The 20,118-nt window shown below is 55.4% G+C and carries 20 protein-coding genes and 1 pseudogene; 4 read left to right on the top strand and 17 right to left on the bottom strand.

Annotated features, from left to right (window positions below; all coding sequences use genetic code 11):
- Positions 1-90 precede the first annotated feature (90 nt).
- The 11 genes from parC to rpoZ all read right to left on the bottom strand — a co-directional run bounded on the left by parC (position 91) and on the right by rpoZ (position 10,975).
- Positions 91-2,313 carry a DNA topoisomerase IV subunit A gene (gene parC / locus OVA03_RS02335; RefSeq protein ID WP_267526609.1) on the bottom strand — a complete coding sequence of 741 codons (2,223 nt, stop codon included), beginning with the start codon at positions 2,311-2,313 and terminating at the stop codon, positions 91-93.
- Between the two features lie 69 nt (positions 2,314-2,382).
- Positions 2,383-2,844, bottom strand: coding sequence for a hypothetical protein (locus OVA03_RS02330; protein WP_267526608.1), 462 nt, complete (start codon positions 2,842-2,844; stop codon positions 2,383-2,385).
- Between the two features lie 105 nt (positions 2,845-2,949).
- The gene (gene recO / locus OVA03_RS02325; RefSeq protein WP_267527761.1) at positions 2,950-3,681 is read right to left on the bottom strand and encodes a DNA repair protein RecO; all 732 of its coding nucleotides are present in this window, start codon (positions 3,679-3,681) and stop codon (positions 2,950-2,952) included.
- Positions 3,682-3,692: 11 nt separating this feature from the next.
- Positions 3,693-4,658, bottom strand: coding sequence for a GTPase Era (era, locus tag OVA03_RS02320; RefSeq protein ID WP_267526607.1), 966 nt, complete (start codon positions 4,656-4,658; stop codon positions 3,693-3,695).
- Positions 4,655-5,350, bottom strand: a complete 696-nt coding sequence (gene rnc / locus OVA03_RS02315; RefSeq protein ID WP_267526606.1) for a ribonuclease III — start codon at positions 5,348-5,350, stop codon at positions 4,655-4,657. Before rnc ends, era begins: the two co-directional genes overlap by 4 nt.
- A gap of 49 nt (positions 5,351-5,399) precedes the next feature.
- A complete protein-coding gene (lepB, locus tag OVA03_RS02310; RefSeq protein ID WP_267526605.1) occupies positions 5,400-6,209 on the bottom strand; it encodes a signal peptidase I in 810 nt (269 codons plus the stop codon).
- Positions 6,210-6,248: 39 nt separating this feature from the next.
- Positions 6,249-6,647 (bottom strand): holo-ACP synthase, encoded by a 399-nt coding sequence (gene acpS, locus OVA03_RS02305; RefSeq protein ID WP_267526604.1) that lies wholly within the window; start codon positions 6,645-6,647, stop codon positions 6,249-6,251.
- Positions 6,644-7,408, bottom strand: coding sequence for a pyridoxine 5'-phosphate synthase (locus tag OVA03_RS02300; protein WP_267526603.1), 765 nt, complete (start codon positions 7,406-7,408; stop codon positions 6,644-6,646). The genes acpS and OVA03_RS02300 overlap by 4 nt, the downstream gene beginning before the upstream one ends.
- A gap of 3 nt (positions 7,409-7,411) precedes the next feature.
- Positions 7,412-7,999, bottom strand: a complete 588-nt coding sequence (gene pyrE / locus OVA03_RS02295) for an orotate phosphoribosyltransferase (RefSeq protein WP_267526602.1) — start codon at positions 7,997-7,999, stop codon at positions 7,412-7,414.
- 24 nt (positions 8,000-8,023) lie between these two features.
- Positions 8,024-10,237: a RelA/SpoT family protein gene (locus tag OVA03_RS02290; protein WP_267527760.1), complete on the bottom strand. Its 2,214-nt coding sequence runs from the start codon at positions 10,235-10,237 to the stop codon at positions 8,024-8,026.
- A 378-nt stretch (positions 10,238-10,615) separates the two neighbouring features.
- A complete protein-coding gene (gene rpoZ / locus OVA03_RS02285; RefSeq protein WP_267526601.1) occupies positions 10,616-10,975 on the bottom strand; it encodes a DNA-directed RNA polymerase subunit omega in 360 nt (119 codons plus the stop codon).
- 178 nt (positions 10,976-11,153) lie between these two features.
- On the opposite strand from rpoZ, the gene OVA03_RS02280 reads away from it, so the two are divergent.
- Both OVA03_RS02280 and OVA03_RS02275 read left to right on the top strand, forming a co-directional pair.
- Positions 11,154-11,318: a hypothetical protein gene (locus tag OVA03_RS02280; protein WP_267526600.1), complete on the top strand. Its 165-nt coding sequence runs from the start codon at positions 11,154-11,156 to the stop codon at positions 11,316-11,318.
- Positions 11,319-11,392: 74 nt separating this feature from the next.
- Positions 11,393-12,349 carry a DMT family transporter gene (locus OVA03_RS02275; protein ID WP_267526599.1) on the top strand — a complete coding sequence of 319 codons (957 nt, stop codon included), beginning with the start codon at positions 11,393-11,395 and terminating at the stop codon, positions 12,347-12,349.
- Here OVA03_RS02275 and folK read toward each other — a convergent pair.
- Positions 12,331-12,849 carry a 2-amino-4-hydroxy-6-hydroxymethyldihydropteridine diphosphokinase gene (folK, locus tag OVA03_RS02270; protein ID WP_267526598.1) on the bottom strand — a complete coding sequence of 173 codons (519 nt, stop codon included), beginning with the start codon at positions 12,847-12,849 and terminating at the stop codon, positions 12,331-12,333. The genes OVA03_RS02275 and folK overlap by 19 nt on opposite strands.
- Positions 12,850-12,882: 33 nt before the next feature.
- On the opposite strand from folK, the gene OVA03_RS02265 reads away from it, so the two are divergent.
- The gene (locus tag OVA03_RS02265; RefSeq protein WP_189487866.1) at positions 12,883-13,467 is read left to right on the top strand and encodes an NYN domain-containing protein; all 585 of its coding nucleotides are present in this window, start codon (positions 12,883-12,885) and stop codon (positions 13,465-13,467) included.
- Between the two features lie 10 nt (positions 13,468-13,477).
- On the opposite strand, the gene smpB is transcribed toward OVA03_RS02265, so the two are convergent.
- Positions 13,478-13,945, bottom strand: coding sequence for an SsrA-binding protein SmpB (gene smpB / locus OVA03_RS02260; protein WP_189487864.1), 468 nt, complete (start codon positions 13,943-13,945; stop codon positions 13,478-13,480).
- A 225-nt stretch (positions 13,946-14,170) separates the two neighbouring features.
- A pseudogene (gene dapA / locus OVA03_RS02255) lies at positions 14,171-15,083 on the bottom strand (4-hydroxy-tetrahydrodipicolinate synthase).
- A 174-nt stretch (positions 15,084-15,257) separates the two neighbouring features.
- Here dapA and OVA03_RS02250 point away from each other — a divergent pair.
- A complete protein-coding gene (locus tag OVA03_RS02250; RefSeq protein ID WP_267526597.1) occupies positions 15,258-17,423 on the top strand; it encodes a lytic transglycosylase domain-containing protein in 2,166 nt (721 codons plus the stop codon).
- Here OVA03_RS02250 and OVA03_RS02245 read toward each other — a convergent pair.
- The 3 genes from OVA03_RS02245 to OVA03_RS02235 are packed head-to-tail and all read right to left on the bottom strand — an operon-like array spanning position 17,420 to position 19,996.
- Positions 17,420-18,178 carry an ABC transporter ATP-binding protein gene (locus OVA03_RS02245; protein WP_267526596.1) on the bottom strand — a complete coding sequence of 253 codons (759 nt, stop codon included), beginning with the start codon at positions 18,176-18,178 and terminating at the stop codon, positions 17,420-17,422. The two genes, OVA03_RS02250 and OVA03_RS02245, sit on opposite strands and share 4 nt — an antisense overlap.
- A gap of 4 nt (positions 18,179-18,182) precedes the next feature.
- Positions 18,183-19,172 carry a FecCD family ABC transporter permease gene (locus OVA03_RS02240; RefSeq protein WP_267526595.1) on the bottom strand — a complete coding sequence of 330 codons (990 nt, stop codon included), beginning with the start codon at positions 19,170-19,172 and terminating at the stop codon, positions 18,183-18,185.
- A complete protein-coding gene (locus OVA03_RS02235) occupies positions 19,169-19,996 on the bottom strand; it encodes an ABC transporter substrate-binding protein (RefSeq protein ID WP_267526594.1) in 828 nt (275 codons plus the stop codon). Before OVA03_RS02235 ends, OVA03_RS02240 begins: the two co-directional genes overlap by 4 nt.
- Positions 19,997-20,118: the final 122 nt, after the last annotated feature.

Below are 20,118 nucleotides of genomic sequence, written 5' to 3'. Positions count from 1 at the left end.
ATGATGCACTGCAACATGAAACAGATGCGCCATCAATATGCAATTTACTTGCCGCATGCGGTGAGTGGCCAAAGAGTGATTTAGGCCACACTATCCGCTTGGCCGCAGCTTTCTCAAGCCGCGCGGCGCGATGCGTCCGACCGATGCCCGCCTGCCGACATAGTCCTTGAAATCCTTGAAATCACGCGCTTTTCTCGATCCATCGTACCAAACCACGGGCTGCGTTGAATCGAACAGAGTGATGTCCCTGACGCCGCCGTCCTTATAGCCCTGAAGCTTGACGCCCTTGCCGCGTGCCATTTCGGGCAGTTCTGACACGGGATAGATCAGGAGTTTATTGTTTTCACCCAGGATCATGACCTGGTCACCGGTCACGGGCAAGGTCGCGAACGCTTCGGTGCCATCGACGTTAAGCACCTGCTTACCCGCCTTTTTGTTGGCCAGAGCGTCTTCTTCGTTCATGATAAAGCCATAACCATTCTTTGAGACCATCAGGCGCTTTTGACCGGGCGTGAAGGTAAAGATGGTCATGATCTTAGCCGACTCTTCGATATCCAGCATCAACCGCAATGGCTCACCATGGCCCCGCGCCGATGGCAGTTTGTCACAGCCCAGCGTCAGGAAGCGACCATCGGATGTCATGATCAGCAGCTTATCGGTCGTAAACGCCGGGATCAGGAAGGCGTGCTGATCGCCTTCTTTAAACTTTAGTTCGGACGGATCTTCAATACGTCCCTTAGCCGCCCGAATCCAGCCACGCTCTGACAGGATGACGGTAATCGGCTCTTTTGGCAGGTAGGATTCGATTGAGGCCACTTCAATGCCCTGCGGAGCTTCGGCATAGGTCGTGCGGCGCTGCGACAAAAGCTGTTTGCGGACTTCGCTTAACTGCTCATCAATCCGCTTCCACTGCTTCTTTTCGGACCCCAGCAGGGCCAGCAGCCCATCACGTTCTTTGGCCAGTTTGTCATGCTCGCTCTGGATCGCCATTTCCTCAAGCCGCGCCAACTGACGCAAACGCGTATCAAGGATGTAATCGACCTGGGGTTCACTGAGAGAAAAACGCGCCATCAAAGTATCGCGCGGCTTTTCATCCTCACGGATGATACGAATGACCTCATCCAGATTAAGGAACGCGATCATCAAGCCATCAAGGACGTGCAGACGCTTTTCGATCCGCTCCAGACGCCAGTTCGACTGGCGTACCAAAACTATCCGGCGGTGATCAAGGAAAGCCACCAGACATGGCTTAAGTCCCATAACCCGCGGCGCACCGGAAGCATCCAGCACGTTGATATTGATCGCAAAACGTGTTTCCAGATCAGAAACCTTGAACAGGCTTTCCATCAGGACTTCGGGTTCGATATTACGCGTCTTAGGCTCAAGAATCAGACGGATTTCTTCGTCTGATTCGTCACGGACATCACCCAGAAGCGGGGCTTTTTTGGCTTCGATCAGATCGGCCAGTTGTTCGATCAGGCGCGACTTTTGCACCATGTAAGGTATTTCAGTGACCTTGATGCGCCAGTTGCCGCGCCCCAGATCCTCAACCTCATACCGTGCCCGCGTCCGCAGGGAACCACGTCCGGTTTCATAAGCTTCCTGAATGGTCTCCGGGCGTTCAACACATATCCCGCCAGTGGGAAAATCTGGCCCCTGCACGAACTGCATCAGGGCCGCCGTATCCGAATGAGGGCTCTCAATCAGCAGCTTACAGGCGTCGATCAACTCGGAAACATTGTGGGGCGGAATCGAGGTCGCCATACCCACCGCAATACCGGTCGCGCCATTGGCCAACAGGTTTGGGAACCCCGCTGGCAAGATAACCGGTTCTTCGTCCTGATTGTCATAGGTCGGGCGAAAATCGACGGCGTTTTCATCAATGCCGTCCAGCAACAGCATAGCTGCCGCCGTCATCTTGCACTCAGTGTAACGCATGGCGGCGGCGGAATCGCCGTCGATATTACCGAAATTACCCTGACCATCGACCATGGGGTAGCGCTGCGCGAACCACTGCGCCATCCGCACCAGCGCGTCATAGATCGACTGGTCACCGTGCGGGTGGAAGTTACCCATGACTTCCCCGACGACCTTAGCGCACTTACGTGCGGCCGATTGAGGGTTCAGACGCATATTGTGCATGGCATAGAGCACGCGCCTGTGCACAGGCTTCAGACCATCGCGCACGTCCGGCAGGGCCCGGTGCATAATGGTAGACAAGGCATAGGCCAGATAGCGCCGCGACAGGGCTTCGCCCAAGTCTTCGTTCAGTATCCGCCCACCGGCGTTTTCGGGAATCACTACATCACTCATAACGACGCAGATTAAAGCGCTGCGCCCTTATAAGCAAAGGTATCCCGTTAATTTATGGGGATTGTGGACCTAAAACAGTGCGTCAACCGCACTCTGGGCGTCGGTTTCAGAAGGCTTGACCCGGCCATGGATATGCGAATCCATCTCGCTGACCAGTTCCTTCATCTCCGCCAGACGGGTTTCAAGTTCTTCGTGGGCCACAGGCGTTTCAAGCGACGACAGCAATATCTGGATAGACGACTCAAACGTATCCAATGCCATGTCACAGCACTCATCAAAGGCGGCACGAACCTCGACCGGTGCGGTTTCATAGGCACGCACCACCACGTCTTTTTGTTCAAAGCCTGAGTTTTCAAAATGGCTGACATAGTCCCGGCGCTGCCAGTCCATCAGTTCCTCAGCCATGTCGGGCATGTCCATGCCCATTTCAAACAGCATAATGGCTTCGTTGAACAGGTTGAGGTAATCCGTGGCCAATCCGGTCGCCGGGTTGACATTGGCCTCAAGCAATTGCTGTTCGCTATAGATCATGAAAGGGCAAATCCGCCGCTGAGTTTATTTAACATAACTATGACATGTGAGTGGTTACCAAAGGGTGGATTTCACAAAGCAACCAACCTCTGGCTAATGGAACGCTTACATATAGCCTGCATCACTCAAGGTTTGCATAAGGCGCACGCGCACCTCCGGCAAGGGTTTATTGAGGGTATGAAAGACGTTTCGCTCAAGAAAGTGCCCGGTAAGCTCAAGCCCAAGACCTATATCGCCGGTTTGCACACCGCCTTGGGATGACAGCATAAACATAGGCAATTTCAATAATTTATCTTTATAGGCTTCACCGGCACTTCGGCTTACAGCCCGGCCAGAGCGGGGGCTGACATAGATAAGATCATCGCGCTCCCCCGTGACCGCGCAGGCTGATAAATCCAGACCAAACCCTAGCGCCTCAAGCAGACCGGCCTCGAATCGCACATAAACCGCAGGCCAGATCTCAGGGTGCGGCAGAATCATCATTAGTGCCGACAAGCCATGATAGGCGCCGACATGCACCTCACGCTCCGGCAAGCAATACTGGGTCATAAGGCAGGCGGTTTGAAGCCCTGTAAGCGCCAGAGGATCATCGAGCAAATCAGACGCCCCCTCGCCTAATGGCTCAATCGTAGCGCTGCCTAGCTGGTCGGCACTGCGCGCCCGATAGCTGACTTCAACATGCGCCCCCGCCTGAAGATACGGCTTCATGCGTCGCGAGGCGCCCCCTGCGATATGGGCGGCGATATGGCCATGTTCATGGGTAAGCACATGGACAATCGCGCCGGTCTCTCCGTGACCGCGCGCGCTTAACACAATGGCTTCATCCACAAATTGCACAGACACGGATATTAGGACTCAAACTCCAGACCGAACTGGGTGTAAAGCGCACGGTCATCGGTCCAGCGCTCATTGACCTTGACATGCAGGAACAGATGCACCGGACGATCGAGCAGTTTCGACAGTTCCTCGCGCGATTTCTGGCCAATCCATTTCAGGGTCTGGCCGTTTTTACCCAGCACAATAGCGCGCTGACCATCACGCTCGACAAAAATGACCTGCTCGATCCGCGCCGAACCATCAGGCAGATCCTTAAACTCGGTCGTCGATACCGCTGCCGAATAAGGCAGTTCTTCGTGAACCCGCAGGAACAGCTTTTCGCGCGTAATTTCCGCCGCCAGAATCCGCGCAGGCGCATCGGCGGCCTGATCTTCCGGATAAAGCCAATGCCCTAGCGGCATCTTATTGGCCAGCGACTCTTTCAGATCCGCAACGCCAAGGCCTTTTTCCGCGGAGATCATAAAGACCTCATCGAAAATATCGGCCTTATAAAGCGTGTCGACCAGCGCCAGCAGGTTATCGCGCTTGAGCATATCGATCTTATTGACCACCAGCGTGGCGCGGGTGTTCGATTGTTTAAGGCCCTCGATAATCGCCGCCACATCTTCGACGGCGCGGTGATCAGCAGCCGTGGCTTTGGGCGTATCGGCAGACGGATGCTCGACCGCGATCTGGGCCGGGGCATCGATCAGCAACACGACATGATCGGCGTCTTCCGCCCCACCCCAGGCCGACTTGACCATGGCGCGGTCCAACCTACGGCGCGGTTTAAAGATACCTGGCGTGTCAACCAGCACGATCTGAGCCTCGCCGTGCATGGCAATGCCGCGCACCGGAAAGCGCGTCGTCTGAACCTTTTGGGTGACGATCGATACTTTTGAGCCCACCAGTTGATTGACCAGGGTTGATTTGCCTGCATTGGGCGCACCGATAATGGCCACGAAGCCAGCACGATGAGAGGGGTTATGTTCGGTCACGCTAAGCCTTCACGTTCGATAAAGCCAAGGGCGGCGGATTTTTCAGCTTCCTGCCGCGATCGCCCGGTGGCGGATTGAGAGGGGTGCCCGTCGACAGTCACTTCGATGGTAAAAACCGGAGCGTGGTCGGGGCCGGATCGGTTAATTATAGAATATTTAGGCAGGGCCTTTTGCTTTGAGGCGGCCCATTCCTGTAGGTAAGATTTCGGGTTGATGCGCACGCTGTTGCCGGACGCCTGCATCCGCTCAGTCCACAACGGCTTGAACAAACGCACCACACCCTCGAACCCGGCTTCGATATAGATGGCGGCAATCAGGGCTTCGCACGCATCGCCAAGGATGGTGAGGTTTTCGCGCCCGCCGCTTTTGGTCTCCCCCGCCGCCAACCGTAGCGCCGGGCCGACACCCAAGTTTTTGGCGACATCGGCGCAGGTTTCGCGACTGACCAGACTGTGGAATCGCCGCGACAACTCCCCTTCACTGGCGTCAGGAAAGGCCTCCATCAGGGCTTCGGACACCATCAATGCCAAAACCCGATCGCCCAAAAACTCAAGGCGTTCATTGTCAGCGATCTTGCGCGCGCCCTCAGCTACGCTGGCGTGGGTCAACGCCAGATCGAGCAAGGTCTTGTCCTTAAATTCGTAACCCAGTTGCGCCTCAAGGGCGCTGAGGGCGGATCGTCTCAGGTTCATAGGGCGTCAGATACACCAATCCCGCGCCAAAGAAAACAAAACCCGCAATTTACTTAAGGGATTTAAACAGGCGATCCCAACGCAGGTTCAACCAGGTCCACGGTTTCCAGATCGAGGAACCTTCGTTCCATGACACCAGTACCATGGTCGCGCGCCCTTCGAGGTTTTCGGCCGGCACAAAATCAACACCCGGCTGGATCGGATCGTCCATAGCGTAGCGGCTGTCGATCGAATTATCGCGGTTGTCGCCCATCATGAAATAATGATCAGCCGGAACAATATATTCAGGCGTGTCATCCGCCGGGCCATCGGTACGCAGGTCCTGCATAAAGTGGGTAGAACCCTCCGGCAGGCTTTCCTCATACTTGGTGGCGTACTGGCTGTCGTAGCTAATCTGCGGCGTCACAGCCCCAAGGTTTTTGGCAGCCACCGGGATATCATTGATATACAGCTGATTATGGCGCATCTGTATCCGGTCACCCGGCACACCGACGACGCGCTTAATGTAATCAACCTTGGGATTACGCGGCAGCTTGAAGACGACAATATCGCCACGCTTGGCCGCTTTGTCCATAATCCGGCCCTTAATGAACGGCAGCGGCCACTGGAACGAATATTTGGAATAGCCGTAATCCCACTTGGAAACCACGATGTAGTCGCCTTCGTAAAGGTTAGGCTCCATTGACGCTGACGGAATTGTAAAAGGCTGGAAAAACAGAGTGCGAAACACGAGCGTGATCAGCAGCGCATAGATGACCGTCTTGATGATCTCACTGGTTTCTTCTTTGGCGCCGCCGGTGGCACTGCTCCCCTTGCTCGTTGCCATATCGTCCTCGACCACCTTGTCTTCCGCGCTCATAGTATTGCCCCGTTACCTTGCGCCTCACCTAACCACAGATTATGGCAAGGGCAAGGCTTCAATCACCGCATAGGCGCTGGCATAGGGCCATTCGTCGCTCAATGACAGGTGGATGTGATAATTATGATCGGGCTTGACCAGCGCTTTCATCCGCTCCAGCGCCCTCCGATGCAAAATGATTTCGGGCTTTCCCGCGCCATTATTAAAGACTTCGATATCGATAAATCGAAACCCGCTAATGCCGGTGCCGAGCGCCTTAGCCACGGCCTCCTTGGCCGCAAAGCGTTTGGCGTAAGATAAGACTGGTTTGGCATGCGCCTGCGCGCGGGCCTGTTCGTCAGCCGTGAATATTCGGTTGAGAAATTTTTCCCCGAAATTTTCAATCGACTGCTCAATCCGGCGCGCATCAACCAGGTCATTGCCGATACCGACGATCATCTGGAAGTCAAACCTCTGGCCGCATCCATTAGCAAGCGCATCTTGTGGATCGAAGTCTCAAGGCCGGTAAAAATCGCCTCCCCGATCAGGAAGTGACCGATGTTCAGTTCCTTTACCTGCGGAATTTGCGCGATAGCCGTCACCGTATCATAATCAATGCCGTGGCCCGCATGAACCTCGATACCAGCCTTATGCGCCATCTCAGCCGCCCGCCTTAAGGCTTTCAATTCATTTTCATAAAGCGCCATATCACCTTCGCGGAACGCGTCGCATAAAGCGCCGGTATGGAACTCGACGACAGGCGCCTTAATGGTCTCCGCCGCCGAAACCTGAGCCGGATCGGTGGCGATAAACAGCGACGACCTGACCCCCGCCTTGGTCAAGCGCGCTACGGCCGCACCGATCTCATCCATGCGTCCGGCGACATCCAGACCGCCTTCGGTCGTACGCTCCTGCCTGCGTTCCGGCACCAGACAGGCCGCGTGGGGCCGCAGATTTTCGGCCAGAGACAGCATCTCTTCGGTCACCGCCATCTCAAAATTTAGCGGTGTATTCAGTTCATTACACAGATTAGCTAAGGCCGTAATGTCGCCGTCGCGCACATGGCGACGATCCTCCCGCAGGTGAGCCGTGATCCCGTCTACGCCTGCCGCAATCGCCAGACGTGCGCCCCGAACAGGATCAGGACTATGGCCACCACGGGCATTCCGCACCGTCGCGATATGGTCGATATTTAACCCTAAGCGAATACGCTGCGACATGGCTCAGGCTTTCGCCAGACGACGGCTGCCGGGGTCTTCGACGGGGATAGCGGCAAGGTCCGCGGGCAATTGATCGGCCGGATAGGCCGGAACCTTAAGGCTGGCCAGCGAGATCAATGGCACGCCGACATCGGCTTCACCGCCAGAACGATCAACGATGCAGGCTGCCGCCACCACTTCACCGCCCAGATCCTGAATGGCCTTAATACACTCGCGCGATGACAGGCCCGTCGTGACAATATCTTCGACCATGACAATTTTAGCACCCGGCTCAAAATGAAAGCCGCGGCGCAGTTTAAACGCCCCACCTTCACGTTCAACATACATCGAGTTGACCTTCAGATGGCGCGCCGTCTCATAGCCCGGAATGATACCCCCGACCGCAGGTGAAATCGCCAGATCGACCGGCCCGACCGTAGCGATGATTTTTTCAGCCAGCGCCTTACACAACCGCTCACAGCGGGCCGCATCCATGAACACCAGATTTTTTTGCAAAAACATCGGGCTATGCAGGCCGGACGACAGCACAAAGTGGCCTTCGCGCAAGGCATTCGCGGCGCGGAATTCATTGATAACGTCTTCGGAAGTCATAAACAGGCCCGTACTCTTGAAAAGTTAGGCGTTGCCCCGAATCCGCTCCACACTCTCGACCGAGGGGCAGGTGCGCAGGGCCGCGCTGATGTTGGTCAGGTGTTTAGCATCAATGACTTCGATTTCAAATTCCACGTCAAGAAAATCGACCTGATTATTCGTCAAATGCATATTGATAATGTTGCCCTTGGCTTCACCGATTAATGTGCAGGTAATACCCAGTACGCCAGGTTTATTTTGCATATTGGCACGGATGCGCGCGACGCTGATGGTGTTTTTCTCGGCATTTAGCGTCCACTGCAGGTCAACCCAGACATCTTTGTTGTCTTCAAACTGCTCCAGAGTATCACATTCGATTGAGTGGACGTGGACATCGACATCCTCAACAATGCCGACGATTCGCTCCCCCGGCACCGGACAGCAGCAGCGCGAAAAACGAATACGGTGATGCTCACGCAAAGCCGAGCCCCGAACAAACGCCCGTGCGCCCTCACCATCTTTGATTCGCGTCAGGCCATCGGTCGCCATTAGTGCGGGTATAGTAAGACCTGGGAACACGGCCTCAAGAATCTTGACCGGCGTAATTTTGCCGCGTCCGCACAGTTCGTAAAGTTCGTCCTGATTCGGCACCTGAAAGCGCTCAAACGCCGTGCGCCAGCTTATGTCATTAAGCGATTTATCAACCTGAGCCGCCGCCCGCTCAATCGCCGCCCGCCCCAGCTTGATGAAGTCTTCGCGCTCGGTCTGGCGAATATTACGCCGAATGGCTGAGCGTGCGCGCCCCGTAATGGTCAAAGATTGCCAGTCGGGATTGATGCGCGATTCGACACCGGTCAGAATATCAACCTGATCGCCGTTTTGCAGAACCGTACGCAGCGGACGATGTTCGCCGTTAATGAGCGCACCGATGGCGGTTTCGCCAACCTCGGTGTGCACAGCAAAGGCGAAATCAAGCGGCATAGCCCCGCGTGGCAAGGTAATCAGGCGGCCCTTGGGGGTGAAGCAGAACACCTGATCGAGGAACATTTCCATCTTGGCATGTTCAACCCAGTCTTCAGAATCGCCACCATTTTCAACGATCTGGACGATATTTCTTAAGCTGTTTATCGGGTTGCGGCCGCCGCGTTTGGTCGCCGCCTCTTCGTCAAAGCCATAGGCGTGGTTTTTATAGTTCCAGTGGGCCGCCACACCTTCTTCGGCGACGCGGTCCATTTCTTCGGTGCGAATCTGAAGCTCGATCCGCGTGCCCTTATGCCCCACCACCGTCGTGTGCAGGGACTGGTAGTTGTTGCTTTTAGGGGTTGAGATAAAATCCTTGAAGCGATCGCCCACACAACTCCATGTGCGATGGATCAGGCCCAAAGCGCGGTAGCAGTCATCTTCTGAATCAACAATAACGCGGAAGGCAAAGATGTCCGACAGTTGCGAAAAGCCGATCGATTTGCGCTGAAGCTTGCGCCAGATCGAATAAGGCGATTTTTCACGACCGTAGACTTCGGCCTTGATGCCATATTTGTAAAGCCGCTCCTTAACGTCCTTGGCGATCTGGGAAACCACGGCGCCCTTCTTGGCGCGCATGTCCTCAAGCCGGCGACCAATGGCGGCCTTAGCGGTCGGATTGATGTAGGTGAAGGCCAGATCCTCCAACTCCGTCGCAAACCGATTGCAGCCGATGGAGCGCGCCAAAGGCGCGTAGACCTCAAGCGTTTCCCGCGAAATACGTTCCCGTTTGGATTCAGGCACATATTGCAGGGTGCGCATGTTGTGGGTGCGGTCAGCCAGCTTGATCAGCAGCACCCGGATATCACGCGATATGGCCAGAATGAACTTGCGCAGGTTTTCCGACTGCTTGGTATATTCCGACTGGAGTTCAAGGCGGGTGAGCTTGGTCACCCCTTCGACCAATTGCGCCACATCTTCTGAAAACTTGGCGGCGATTTCTTCGCGCGTCGCGGGCGTATCTTCGATCGTATCGTGCAGCAGTGCGGCGGCAATCGCTGAGCCATCAAGCTTATAATCGGTCAGAATGCCCGCCACTTCGATGGGGTGGGCAAAATAAGGATCGCCCGACGCCCGCAACTGCGCCCCGTGCATACGCATGGCGTAGACATAGGCGCGGTTGAGCATGGCCTCATCCACGGTCGGATCATAGGCGGCTACGCGCTCAATCAGTTCAACCTGACGCAGGAATTTGGGCCGCACCTGAACGGGCGGTGGCAGTTCAGTCGGCGGGGACACCGGCGGCTTTTCAACCGGCGGATCAAGAGGTGGTGTCTCTGGCGGTGGATCAAGCGGCGGCGTTTCCGGTGGCCGGTCAGCCGGAAATCCCGGCGGGACATTGGGTTCAGGCACATCCGAAGCCACGGAAGATTTTCCCGCTGCGCTTCGCTCAAAAACCTGATGACCTTCTGCCGACATAGTCTGTATCAAACCCTTATGGTACATAAGAAATCCTTAATGTTTAAGGACCTCAACCCCCATATAATAACCATACGCCCGCTTTTTCAGCTTATCCAGAAAAAATATAGTCAAAACAGAGACACACAGGATACCCACGCACGAAAAAGCCGCCCCCTTTCGGGTGCGGCTATGTTCGTCTGAAAAGGACGCAAATAGTTAGTAGCGTTCTTCCTGACCACCGTCGCGATCAGATTGAAGGGCGCGGATCAGTTCGCTTTCCGACATTTGCATGTGCTGCGGATCAGCCAGCAGCGCCAGAGTCTCGGCCTCTTCCTCAGCCTCAGTGCGCTCATCGACGCGTTGCAGGCTGGCGATCAGGCTCTCGGTCAGGGTTTCCGGCGGCAGAACCTCTTCGGCGATTTCGCGTAAGGCCACAACCGGGTTCTTATCATTGTCACGATCCAGCAGGATTGCCGAACCCGACGAAATGGCACGGGCACGATGGGCGGCCAGAAGAACCAGATTGAAGCGGTTATCGACCTTTTCGATGCAATCTTCGACAGTGACGCGAGCCATGAAATCCTCAAATTCTATATGCGCTTATAAGGGCAGACCTGCCGCAATAGCGTATATGTACCGGTTGAACCGCGCTGTTTAGCGCTGTTGGTTCAAAAACACAACCGGGTGCGTATAAATTCTTTGGAGGCCGCAAGCCATGTTGCATTAGAAACCATACCCCTGTATAGCCGCCGCCATGATTACGCACCTTGCCTATCGCCTGAACACCCTTGCGCCCACGACGCCACGCCCGGTCGCTGTTGATGCACGCCGGGACCGCAAGACCGTCGAGAAAACTGAAAAGCCGCTCTGGGCGCTTAAGCTTGCGCGCCGCGCGCGTCGCTTCAAAACAGGCGCCTGAGTTACCGGCACCTTACGTCATCAGGGTGCTGCCTATTTACATGATATCAGGGCCCGCAGTATCAGGCCCTCACCATGTCAGAGACGATCCCCACCGACAGTTCAGAAAAACCAAATCCGCTCATGACATGGGGCGGTTACGGACTGGCGCTGCTGGGCTCATTTCTGTTTGCCACCAAGGGCATCTATATCAAGCTGGCCTATGTCTATGATGTCGATGCCACGACCCTGTTAGCCCTGCGCCTGCTGATGGCCACACCCTTTTTCCTGCTGGTGGGACTGATCACCTGGTGGAAGCATCGGGCCACGATCGATATTCCGCGTCAAACCTATGTACAAGCTATTGCCGTCGGTGTTCTGGGCTATTGGTTTGCCAGCTATACGGATTTTGAAGGATTGGTACATCTGACGCCACAGTTTGAGCGGTTGATCCTGTTCACCTACCCTTTGTTTGTCATTTTGCTGGGCGCCTTGTTCTTCGGCCACAAGATTAAACCGTGGGCGTTATCGGCCTTCGCCATTTCCTATGCCGGCCTGGGTCTGGTGTTCATAACCGATATGCATACCAAAGGCGGCAATATCACCGCCGGGGCCTTATGGGTTACCGCCTCATCGGTCGCGTTTGCGCTTTACCTGTTGCTGGCCAAACCGGTGATCAAAAAAATGGGCCCTTCTCTGTTCACGTCATGGGCGATGACCGGAGCGGCGATAGCCTCCTTTATTCACTTCGGAGTGACCCATAAGGTATCGGACATTGCTTTATCCGCGCCCCTGTTGTGGCTCTGTTTGGGCCTGGCCATCGGGGCCACCGTCCTGCCGAGTTACCTGATCAATTTCGCTCTGTCACGTATCTCGTCTCAGGCCAACGCTGTGATTGGCTTCATCAACCCGGTCATCACCCTTATCTTGAGCGGGCTGATCCTGCGCGAAGTCATAACCGCTTCTGACATTGCGGGCACGGCCTTGGTATTGTTAGGCGTTGGCCTCTATAGTTGGCTAGACCAGCGTAAGCCTCATGCGTCAATTGGATAGGCATCTAAACCGACTGTAACCTTGGCGGCCAGTTCGCGAGCGGTCTGCTTAAGTACCGGATGCATCCAGTCTGGATCAATCTCGGCCAGCGGCCCCATAACAAATCCCCGCTCATGAGCCCGCGGATGCGGCAAAATCATGTTACTGTCGTCAACCACCAGGTTTCGGAAGGCGATAAGATCAAGATCAAGTACACGCGGCGAATTTTTAAGCTCGCCAAGTTCAGCGCTGCGAATACGACCTGCTTCGACTTCAAGACCGTGCAAAAGCTGTAATAAATCATAGGGTAAATAATCGGTCGATACTCGAAAAACGGCGTTATGAAATGGTGGGTCATCAGGGTTGGGCCAGGCTTTTGATCGCCAAAGCTTGGAAGCCTGCTCAACATTGACGCTTAATGCGCGCAATCTCTTGACAACATGGGCTAAATCCTGCGAAGGATTCCCGTGACGGCCGGGTAGATTAGCCCCATATGCAATATAGATTTTACCGTCCTCCATTACCGACTGCCCTATTTTTAGAAAGCCATTGCCATGAGTTTTTATCCCACCGACAAAATCGCTCTGTTTATCGACGGCGCCAATCTGTATTCGGCCGCCAAGGCTTTAAACTTCGACATCGATTACCGCAAGCTACTGGATGAATTCCGTAAGCGCGGCATACTGATCCGCGCCTATTATTATACCGCCCTGGTCGAAGGCGATGACTATTCACCGATCCGTCCGCTGGTGGACTGGCTCGACTACAACGGCTTCGCGCTGATTACCAAAACGGCCAAGGAGTATACCGACTCGCAGGGGCGTAAGCGCTGGCGCGGGGATATGGATATCGAAATCGCCTGCGACATGATGGAAATGGCTGAACATGCCGACCATCTGGTGCTATTTTCGGGCGATGGCGACTTCCGCCGTCTGATCGAAAGCGTTCAGCGCAAAGGCTGCCGCGTGACGGTGGTGTCAACCGTCAAGTCTCAACCGCCGATGACCTCGGATGAGCTGCGCCGTCAGGCCGATACGTTTGTAGATTTGGCTGATCTGGCCAGCGTTGTGGGCCGTCCGCGTCAGGCTCAGCAGAATGCGCCGAAATTCGCCGATCAATTCGATGACGAAGACCTGTAATCTGGTCTAATCAGCCCCGATCGCGCATTAGCCGCGCCTTATCGCGCTGCCAGTCACGCTCGGCCACAGCTTCGCGCTTATCGTGATTTTTCTTACCCTTGGCGAGCGCGATCTGCAGCTTGGCAAAGCCCTTTTCGTTGAAATAGAGCTTAACCGGCACGATGGTCAGGCCTTCACGCTGCACGGCCCCCATCAGCCGGTCGATCTGCTTACGATGCAGCAACAGTTTGCGGATACGGCGCGGCTCATGATTAAAGCGATTGGCCTGCGCATAGGGCGGGATATCGGCATTGATCAGGGCGATATCCGCCCCTTCGACACCGGCGTAAGATTCCGTGATATTGGCCCGACCATTGCGCAGCGATTTGACCTCTGTGCCGGTCAGCACGATGCCAGCCTCAAAGGTTTCTTCAAGGAAATAATCAAACCGAGCGCGGCGATTTTCCGCAATGACTTTGTAGTTGGTGGGTTCGGCCATAAATTCAGGATGTCTTATTTTTTTGCCAACTGCCAGGCCTTAAACCAAATATGGTTTGACCCAATTTTTGAATATTTATGTCATCTATATTTCTGGCCCTATCAATTGCTAGCCGAATATCTCGTTCAGATTCACCGAGTTCCAGAGCCATAACAGAAACTTTCAAATCACTGGCTTTTAACAGCTTTAAGCACATTTAATTTTACTGGCTCTATTCTGCTTTCTTTAGGCAAATTCGCCTCCTATTCCAGCTAATCTCATGGCCTCATCGACTTTAGGACGCACATCCTGAGAACAAGCTGTAATCGGCAGCCGCACCTCGTCCGTGCATTGCCCCAAGCGGCTTAAGGCATACTTGGTCGGTGACGGTGAGGCGTCGTAAAACAGCGCCTTATGCAGATTGATCAGCTTATCCTGAATGGACCGCGCGGTCGCAAAATCACCGGCGGCTGCCGCGTTATAAAGCTCAACCATTTGGACGGGCGCGACGTTGGAGGTCACCGAAATCACACCATGACCGCCATGGGCCATGTAACCCAAAAGGGTCGGATCATCGCCGGAAATCATAGCGAAATCGTCCGGTACCTCAAGGCGCATCATGCTGGCGCGTGCCAGGTCACCGGTTGCGTCCTTAATGCCGACAATGTTGGGCAACTGGGCCAAGCGTGCCACCGTGGCGTTCGACAAAATCCACCACCGTGCGACCGGGCACATTATACATCATCACCGGAATCTGCACATTGTCGTTCAGGTGCTTATAGTGCTGGTACATGCCTTCCTGAGACGGCTTGTTGTAATAGGGTGCGACCACAAGGGCGGCATCCGCTCCCACCGCCTTGGCATGCTGAGTAAGCTCCAGCGCTTCCGCCGTCGAGTTTGAGCCCGCGCCTGCGATCACTTTCACGCGACCGGCTGCGGTTTTGACACAAAGTTCGACGATAGCTTTATGCTCAGCCATACTCAGCGTTGAGGTTTCCCCCGTCGTCCCCACCGGCACCAGACCATGAACACCTGACTTAATTTGAAGTTCAACCAAGGCTTCGAAGGCCGCATAATCCACCTCACCGTCTTTGAACGGCGTAATCAGGGCTGTAATCACACCATGAAAAAGCGGAACGGAACTGCGGGTCATCGACATAAAATCCTGAGTAAAAGCTGTGCGCAATTCCTTAAGACCACAAAGCGCAGGCCGCAATGATTAGTTGGGAATTTGTTTAAAGAATTCCATGTTTCCATATGGAAAAATATGGGCCATGATGGCGCTCAGCGCTTCGATAGCCACCCTGTTAACAGACTTTGAGAGCGAAACACCATGACGATACGCCCCCTGAAAACTGTCCTTAAAACCGGCATGTCCAGGTGGTTAGCCGGTGTGGCCGGGGTGCTGGCTGTCGGGGCCGGGGCCGCGTTTGCGATCGAAGCCACCCAGAACACACCCGCGCCAACCGAATCAACCTCAACCGCCCGCCCCTATCAGGCCGCCGCCTTACCGCAGACTGAAATGGAAACGCTGCAATCGGCGCTTCGGGCCGTAAAATCCGGTAATTTTGCTCTGGCCGAATCCCTGCGCGGCAGCCTGAACGATCCGGTAGCGCGTAAGATCGTGTTGTGGAACATCCTCGATAACGAAGGGGCGTCAATTTACGGCTTTGCCACGTTAGATGCGGCGCGTCGTGATCTTATCGGCTGGCCCCGCGAAACACGCCGGGTTCTGGCCGCTGAGAAACTGATTGCCACATCAGGCTTAAGCCCTCAGCAGGTCATCGACTGGTTCAATGGCGCACCGCCGCTCAGTGTCGACGGTGCTATTGCGCTGATCCTGGCCTATGATCAGCTTGGAAAGACCGAGGACGCCCGCGCCACGGCCCGTTTCTGGTGGCGGGACCAAAGTTTCGAGGCCTTGGATCAGCAGCGCTTTTACGGCCTGTTTGGTAAATATCTGACACAGGAAGATCATGTCGCCCGTCTGAACAGCCTGCTTCTGGGGCCGCAGGGTCCGGCGTCACGCGCCATGCTGGATTATGTCGGTGACCACGACCGGGCGGTGGCTCAAGCCGCGTTTGCCCTGCGGGCGGGTACTGCCGATGCCACCCAGAAATGGGAAGCGGCCTTAACGCTTTCGCCCAACAACGCTGTTCTGGCTTATGAGCGGGCGCGATTCCTGCGCAAAAAAGATTTGGAGCCGCTCGGTTTTCCGCTACTGACGCAATTTCCGGCAGCGCCTCAAAATGATGCCGCCATCAACAATTTGTGGGTTGAGCGCCTGAGCTATTTCCGCGAGGCACTTAAAGCTAAAGATTATCGGGCGGCCTACAATGCTATGAATAATGGCGGTTTTCCAAATGGTGAGAAAAAGGCTGAGGCCGAGTTTTTTGCCGGCTGGATGGCCCTGACCAAGCTTAATGACCCCGCCCGCGCCATCGCCCATTTCCAATCGCTCGAAGGGGCTGGCACGTCGCCCATTACTCAGGGACGTGCCCACTACTGGCTGGGCCGCGCCTATGAGGCGGCAGGTGATGCCGCCAATGCCCAACTGAACTATCAGGAGGGTGGCCAGTACATCTATAGTTTCTATGGCCAGTTAGCCGCCGAAAAAGCCGGTCTTGCCCAGATCGTGCTGACTAAGGATCCCGTACCAACAGTGGCCGACCGCGACCGCTTTAGTAACCGGGACATGACCAAGGCCGCGCGCATTCTGGGCAGCATGGGTGAACGCGACCTATTCCGGGGCATGGTGCTGGCGTTGGATGACGTCCTACCCAATGCCGAAGAGCAGGCCCTGCTGGTTGATCTTGCCAGCACTTACGACACTCAGGACACGGCTATGCGGATAGCCCGCGTGTCAATGCAGCGCGGGTTCTATCTGCCGGAACGCGCCTATCCATTGCGGGCCGTGCCCAATGTCAAGGCACCCGAAAATGCCTTTGTGTTGGCTATTACCCGTCAGGAAAGCGGTTTCGACCCGATGGTGCGCTCCCATGCCAATGCCCGCGGCATGATGCAGCTTATTCCGCCAACCGCCCGCGCCGTCGCGCGGCGCATGTCACTCAGCTATTCTGACGCTAAGCTTTATGAGCCGGAATTTAATATGACACTCGGCGCCTATCATCTGGGCGAACTGGTGGACCGTTTTGGCGGGTCATACGTCATGGCTGCCGCCGGTTATAATGCCGGTCCAAACCGCCCGCCGCGCTGGATCATGGAATGTGCTGATCCTCGAGGGGACGGCGGCGATCCGATCATGTTTATCGAGTGCGCTCAGTTCACCGAAACCCGTAACTACATGATGCGAGTCATGGAAAACATGCAGGTTTATCGCGCCCGCCTCAATGGCGGTCAGGCGGTTTTGCGGCCAATGGACGACCTGAAACGCGGCATGATTATCGCCTATACACCATCATCAGATGACGATCTGTCCGGTGAAACCCCGACAGGGCCGATCAACTATCTTGATCTGAAAAAACAGAGCGGCAATTAGGTACTGTGTTCCGGCAGGGCCTGCGGGTCAATCCGCAAGGTTCGCCCTTCCGCGAAGGTGCCGGTAATATTGAAAACCTGCCGCAGCACCTTATCGGACAGAGCCGCTTCAGGTTCGCCGTGCGCCACTAATCGTCCCTGATCAAGCACCCACAGGTCATCAGCAAACTGTGCCGCCAATCCGATATCGTGCAAGCTCACAATGATAGTGCGTCCTTGCGCCGCGCGAGCCCTAAGCACTTCCAAAACCCGCCTTTGCCAGGCCGGATCAAGCGCCGTCAGTGGCTCATCAAGGCAATATATTTTGGCCTCCGTGGCCAATAACCGCGCCAGAAGCACCCGCGCGCGCTGCCCGCCCGACAGATTAAAGACACTGGTTTGCGCCTTATTCGACAACCCCATGACCTCAAGCTGCTGTTGCGCGTGCTTAAGGCTATCTTCTGCGGACATGCCCAAACAGCCAAGCGTCACAATATCTATGGCCTTGAGATCCCAGGCAATGGCACGCTCCTGCGGCAGATAGGCCATAAGCCGCGCCCGCTCGCGCAAACTAAGCGCAGTCAGGTCGTGCCCATCAAGCCTGATGGCACCGGCAGCGCTGGGCAAAAGCCCACAAACCGCCTTAAGCAGACTGGTTTTACCCGCACCATTAGGGCCAATGATCGCATGTAATCGGCCGGTCTCAAAGCGAGCCGTAAACTCATTCACGACCCTTGAGTGACCCATATCAATATCAAGATTATGTATATCGATCATATTGTTACGCCCATGACTTCGCACTTTTGTACGCTATGAGCGCAAACAAGGGCGCCCCGATCAGGGATGTCAAAACCCCTAAGCGAATATCGCCACTAGCCGGCATAACCCGAATAAGACCATCCGCCATCAGAACCATCACCCCACCCGCCAGACCCGAAGGCCAAATTACACCGTAAGGATCACGCAACCCCAGGGCCCTGACAAAATGCGGGGCAGCCAATCCGACGAACCCAATAATACCGGCCACTGCGACCGAAAGACCAGCCAGCACAGACGCAGTGATAACCCCAATCAGCGTGATATGCCGGATATTTACCCCCATGCTCTGGGCCGTTTCCTCACCTAATGTCAGCAGCCTTAAGCCCGCCCGTAATCGCGGCACAAGCCCCACCGCAACGGCCAAGCCTGCCACGCACAAAGCCGCATCCTGCCAGCTACGGTTTTCGACAGACCCCATCAGCCAGCCCAGAATTTCAGTCGTCGTCACCGGTGATGGCGACAGATTAAACACCAGCGCCATCAAGGCTCCGCACAGGCTCGATATGCCAACCCCTAACAAGATAAGCGCCTGCCGATCCGGAAACCGGGCCACAAACGCCATCAACACCGCCGACATCATCAGGGACACCAGCAAAGCACTGGCTTCAACCGCAAACGGGATCAGCCCCACCCCCAGCACTATAGCCACAGATGCCCCCAGTCCTGCGCCAGAAGACACCCCCAATATACCGGGTTCAGCCAATGGATTGCGCAGCAGCCCCTGCATCACCGCACCAGCTATCCCCAGCATAGCCCCAACGCCCCAGGCGCATAGATTGCGCGGCAATCTTATGCCCCACACAATCTCCCCGTTTAGCGACTGAGGATGGATGACAGCTTCAATGTAATCGACGCCACTTAGAGGGACATCCCCCACAATCAGCAGCGCGCCCATCAACACCAGACCGCTAATCAAAAGCCCCGCCGCAAGGGATAAAGACTTAACTCTCATAATCCCATACCTTCCTGCATGGCCTGAGCGCTATACCACGCATTACAGGCAATGGCCGGGCTTGGCAGCACGATCGTTTCTTGTCCGGCTATTTTTTTGCGCACCAGCGGATGGCGACCAGCAACCCGACGCATGGCGTATTTATCCTCATAAAAACCAAGCGCATAAACATCCGGCGTCAAACTCAGGAACGCTTCGGGCGACAGATAGTCATAGTAATCCTGCTCCGCCTGCACCTTATAATTCATAGTTTTCAGCAATTCCCCTACCCAGGTTTTCGGCCCCGCCGTATAGCCGGAAGGTGTGTAATAGAGCACGCCTCGTCCTCGTCCCTGCTTTGAAATCGCCTTAAGCGACTCATCCATACGGCGCGCTTCGTGCAACGCTCGTTGAGGCTGCCTCAGCAGAGTCCCCATACGCAAAAGCTCTGCGCGTGCCGCCGGAATGTCAGCCGGATCGCTGATTTGAATGATCTCAATCCCATGTGCCTTGAGGCCAGATAATAAGCGCGCATCGCCGCCCCAGGTTCTGAGCACCGCACGCGGTTTAAGTGCCAGCACAGCCTCAAGGCTGGCGCGGCGGCGGGGCAAGCCCTCAGAGCGCCGACGGTAAAACGAGTCCGGATGCTGCGCCCGCAAGGACAAACCGGCTATCTCATTCTGGGGCAGCAAGGCCAGAGCGTACTGATCGGCACACATATCCAGCGACACAATACCCTGGCGCGTTCCGGCATTAGCCAAAGGCGCAAAAACCAGAATCGGCCCCAATAGCAACCATAAATTGAATCCCTTAAGACGCGATACCACCTTCGATAAGTTGCCCATAGGTTGAATTTACCGTTTATTAATCATGTTGCGCAGCGCAAAATGCCAGCGTCGGGGGTATAACATGGTGGGGGCGGAAGCTTTCAAGCAAAAATGGCTCAAAGGCTATATGCCTGTGCGTG

The sequence above is a fragment of the Asticcacaulis sp. SL142 genome (assembly GCF_026625745.1).
GTDB lineage: Bacteria > Pseudomonadota > Alphaproteobacteria > Caulobacterales > Caulobacteraceae > Asticcacaulis.
The sequence above is the reverse complement of the archived record's forward strand: the minus strand, read 5'-3'. Positions and strand labels throughout refer to the sequence as shown.

Coding starts and splice junctions, on each gene's coding strand:
- parC (WP_267526609.1), bottom strand. CDS start 2,313: ATGAGTGATGTAGTGATTCCCGAAAACGCCGGTGGGCGGATACTGAAC.
- OVA03_RS02330 (WP_267526608.1), bottom strand. CDS start 2,844: ATGATCTATAGCGAACAGCAATTGCTTGAGGCCAATGTCAACCCGGCG.
- rnc (WP_267526606.1), bottom strand. CDS start 5,350: ATGAACCTGAGACGATCCGCCCTCAGCGCCCTTGAGGCGCAACTGGGT.
- lepB (WP_267526605.1), bottom strand. CDS start 6,209: ATGAGCGCGGAAGACAAGGTGGTCGAGGACGATATGGCAACGAGCAAG.
- acpS (WP_267526604.1), bottom strand. CDS start 6,647: ATGATCGTCGGTATCGGCAATGACCTGGTTGATGCGCGCCGGATTGAG.
- OVA03_RS02300 (WP_267526603.1), bottom strand. CDS start 7,408: ATGTCGCAGCGTATTCGCTTAGGGTTAAATATCGACCATATCGCGACG.
- pyrE (WP_267526602.1), bottom strand. CDS start 7,999: ATGACTTCCGAAGACGTTATCAATGAATTCCGCGCCGCGAATGCCTTG.
- rpoZ (WP_267526601.1), bottom strand. CDS start 10,975: ATGGCTCGCGTCACTGTCGAAGATTGCATCGAAAAGGTCGATAACCGC.
- OVA03_RS02280 (WP_267526600.1), top strand. CDS start 11,154: ATGATTACGCACCTTGCCTATCGCCTGAACACCCTTGCGCCCACGACG.
- OVA03_RS02275 (WP_267526599.1), top strand. CDS start 11,393: ATGTCAGAGACGATCCCCACCGACAGTTCAGAAAAACCAAATCCGCTC.
- folK (WP_267526598.1), bottom strand. CDS start 12,849: ATGGAGGACGGTAAAATCTATATTGCATATGGGGCTAATCTACCCGGC.
- OVA03_RS02265 (WP_189487866.1), top strand. CDS start 12,883: ATGAGTTTTTATCCCACCGACAAAATCGCTCTGTTTATCGACGGCGCC.
- smpB (WP_189487864.1), bottom strand. CDS start 13,945: ATGGCCGAACCCACCAACTACAAAGTCATTGCGGAAAATCGCCGCGCT.
- OVA03_RS02250 (WP_267526597.1), top strand. CDS start 15,258: ATGACGATACGCCCCCTGAAAACTGTCCTTAAAACCGGCATGTCCAGG.
- OVA03_RS02245 (WP_267526596.1), bottom strand. CDS start 18,178: ATGATCGATATACATAATCTTGATATTGATATGGGTCACTCAAGGGTC.
- OVA03_RS02240 (WP_267526595.1), bottom strand. CDS start 19,172: ATGAGAGTTAAGTCTTTATCCCTTGCGGCGGGGCTTTTGATTAGCGGT.
- OVA03_RS02235 (WP_267526594.1), bottom strand. CDS start 19,996: ATGGGCAACTTATCGAAGGTGGTATCGCGTCTTAAGGGATTCAATTTA.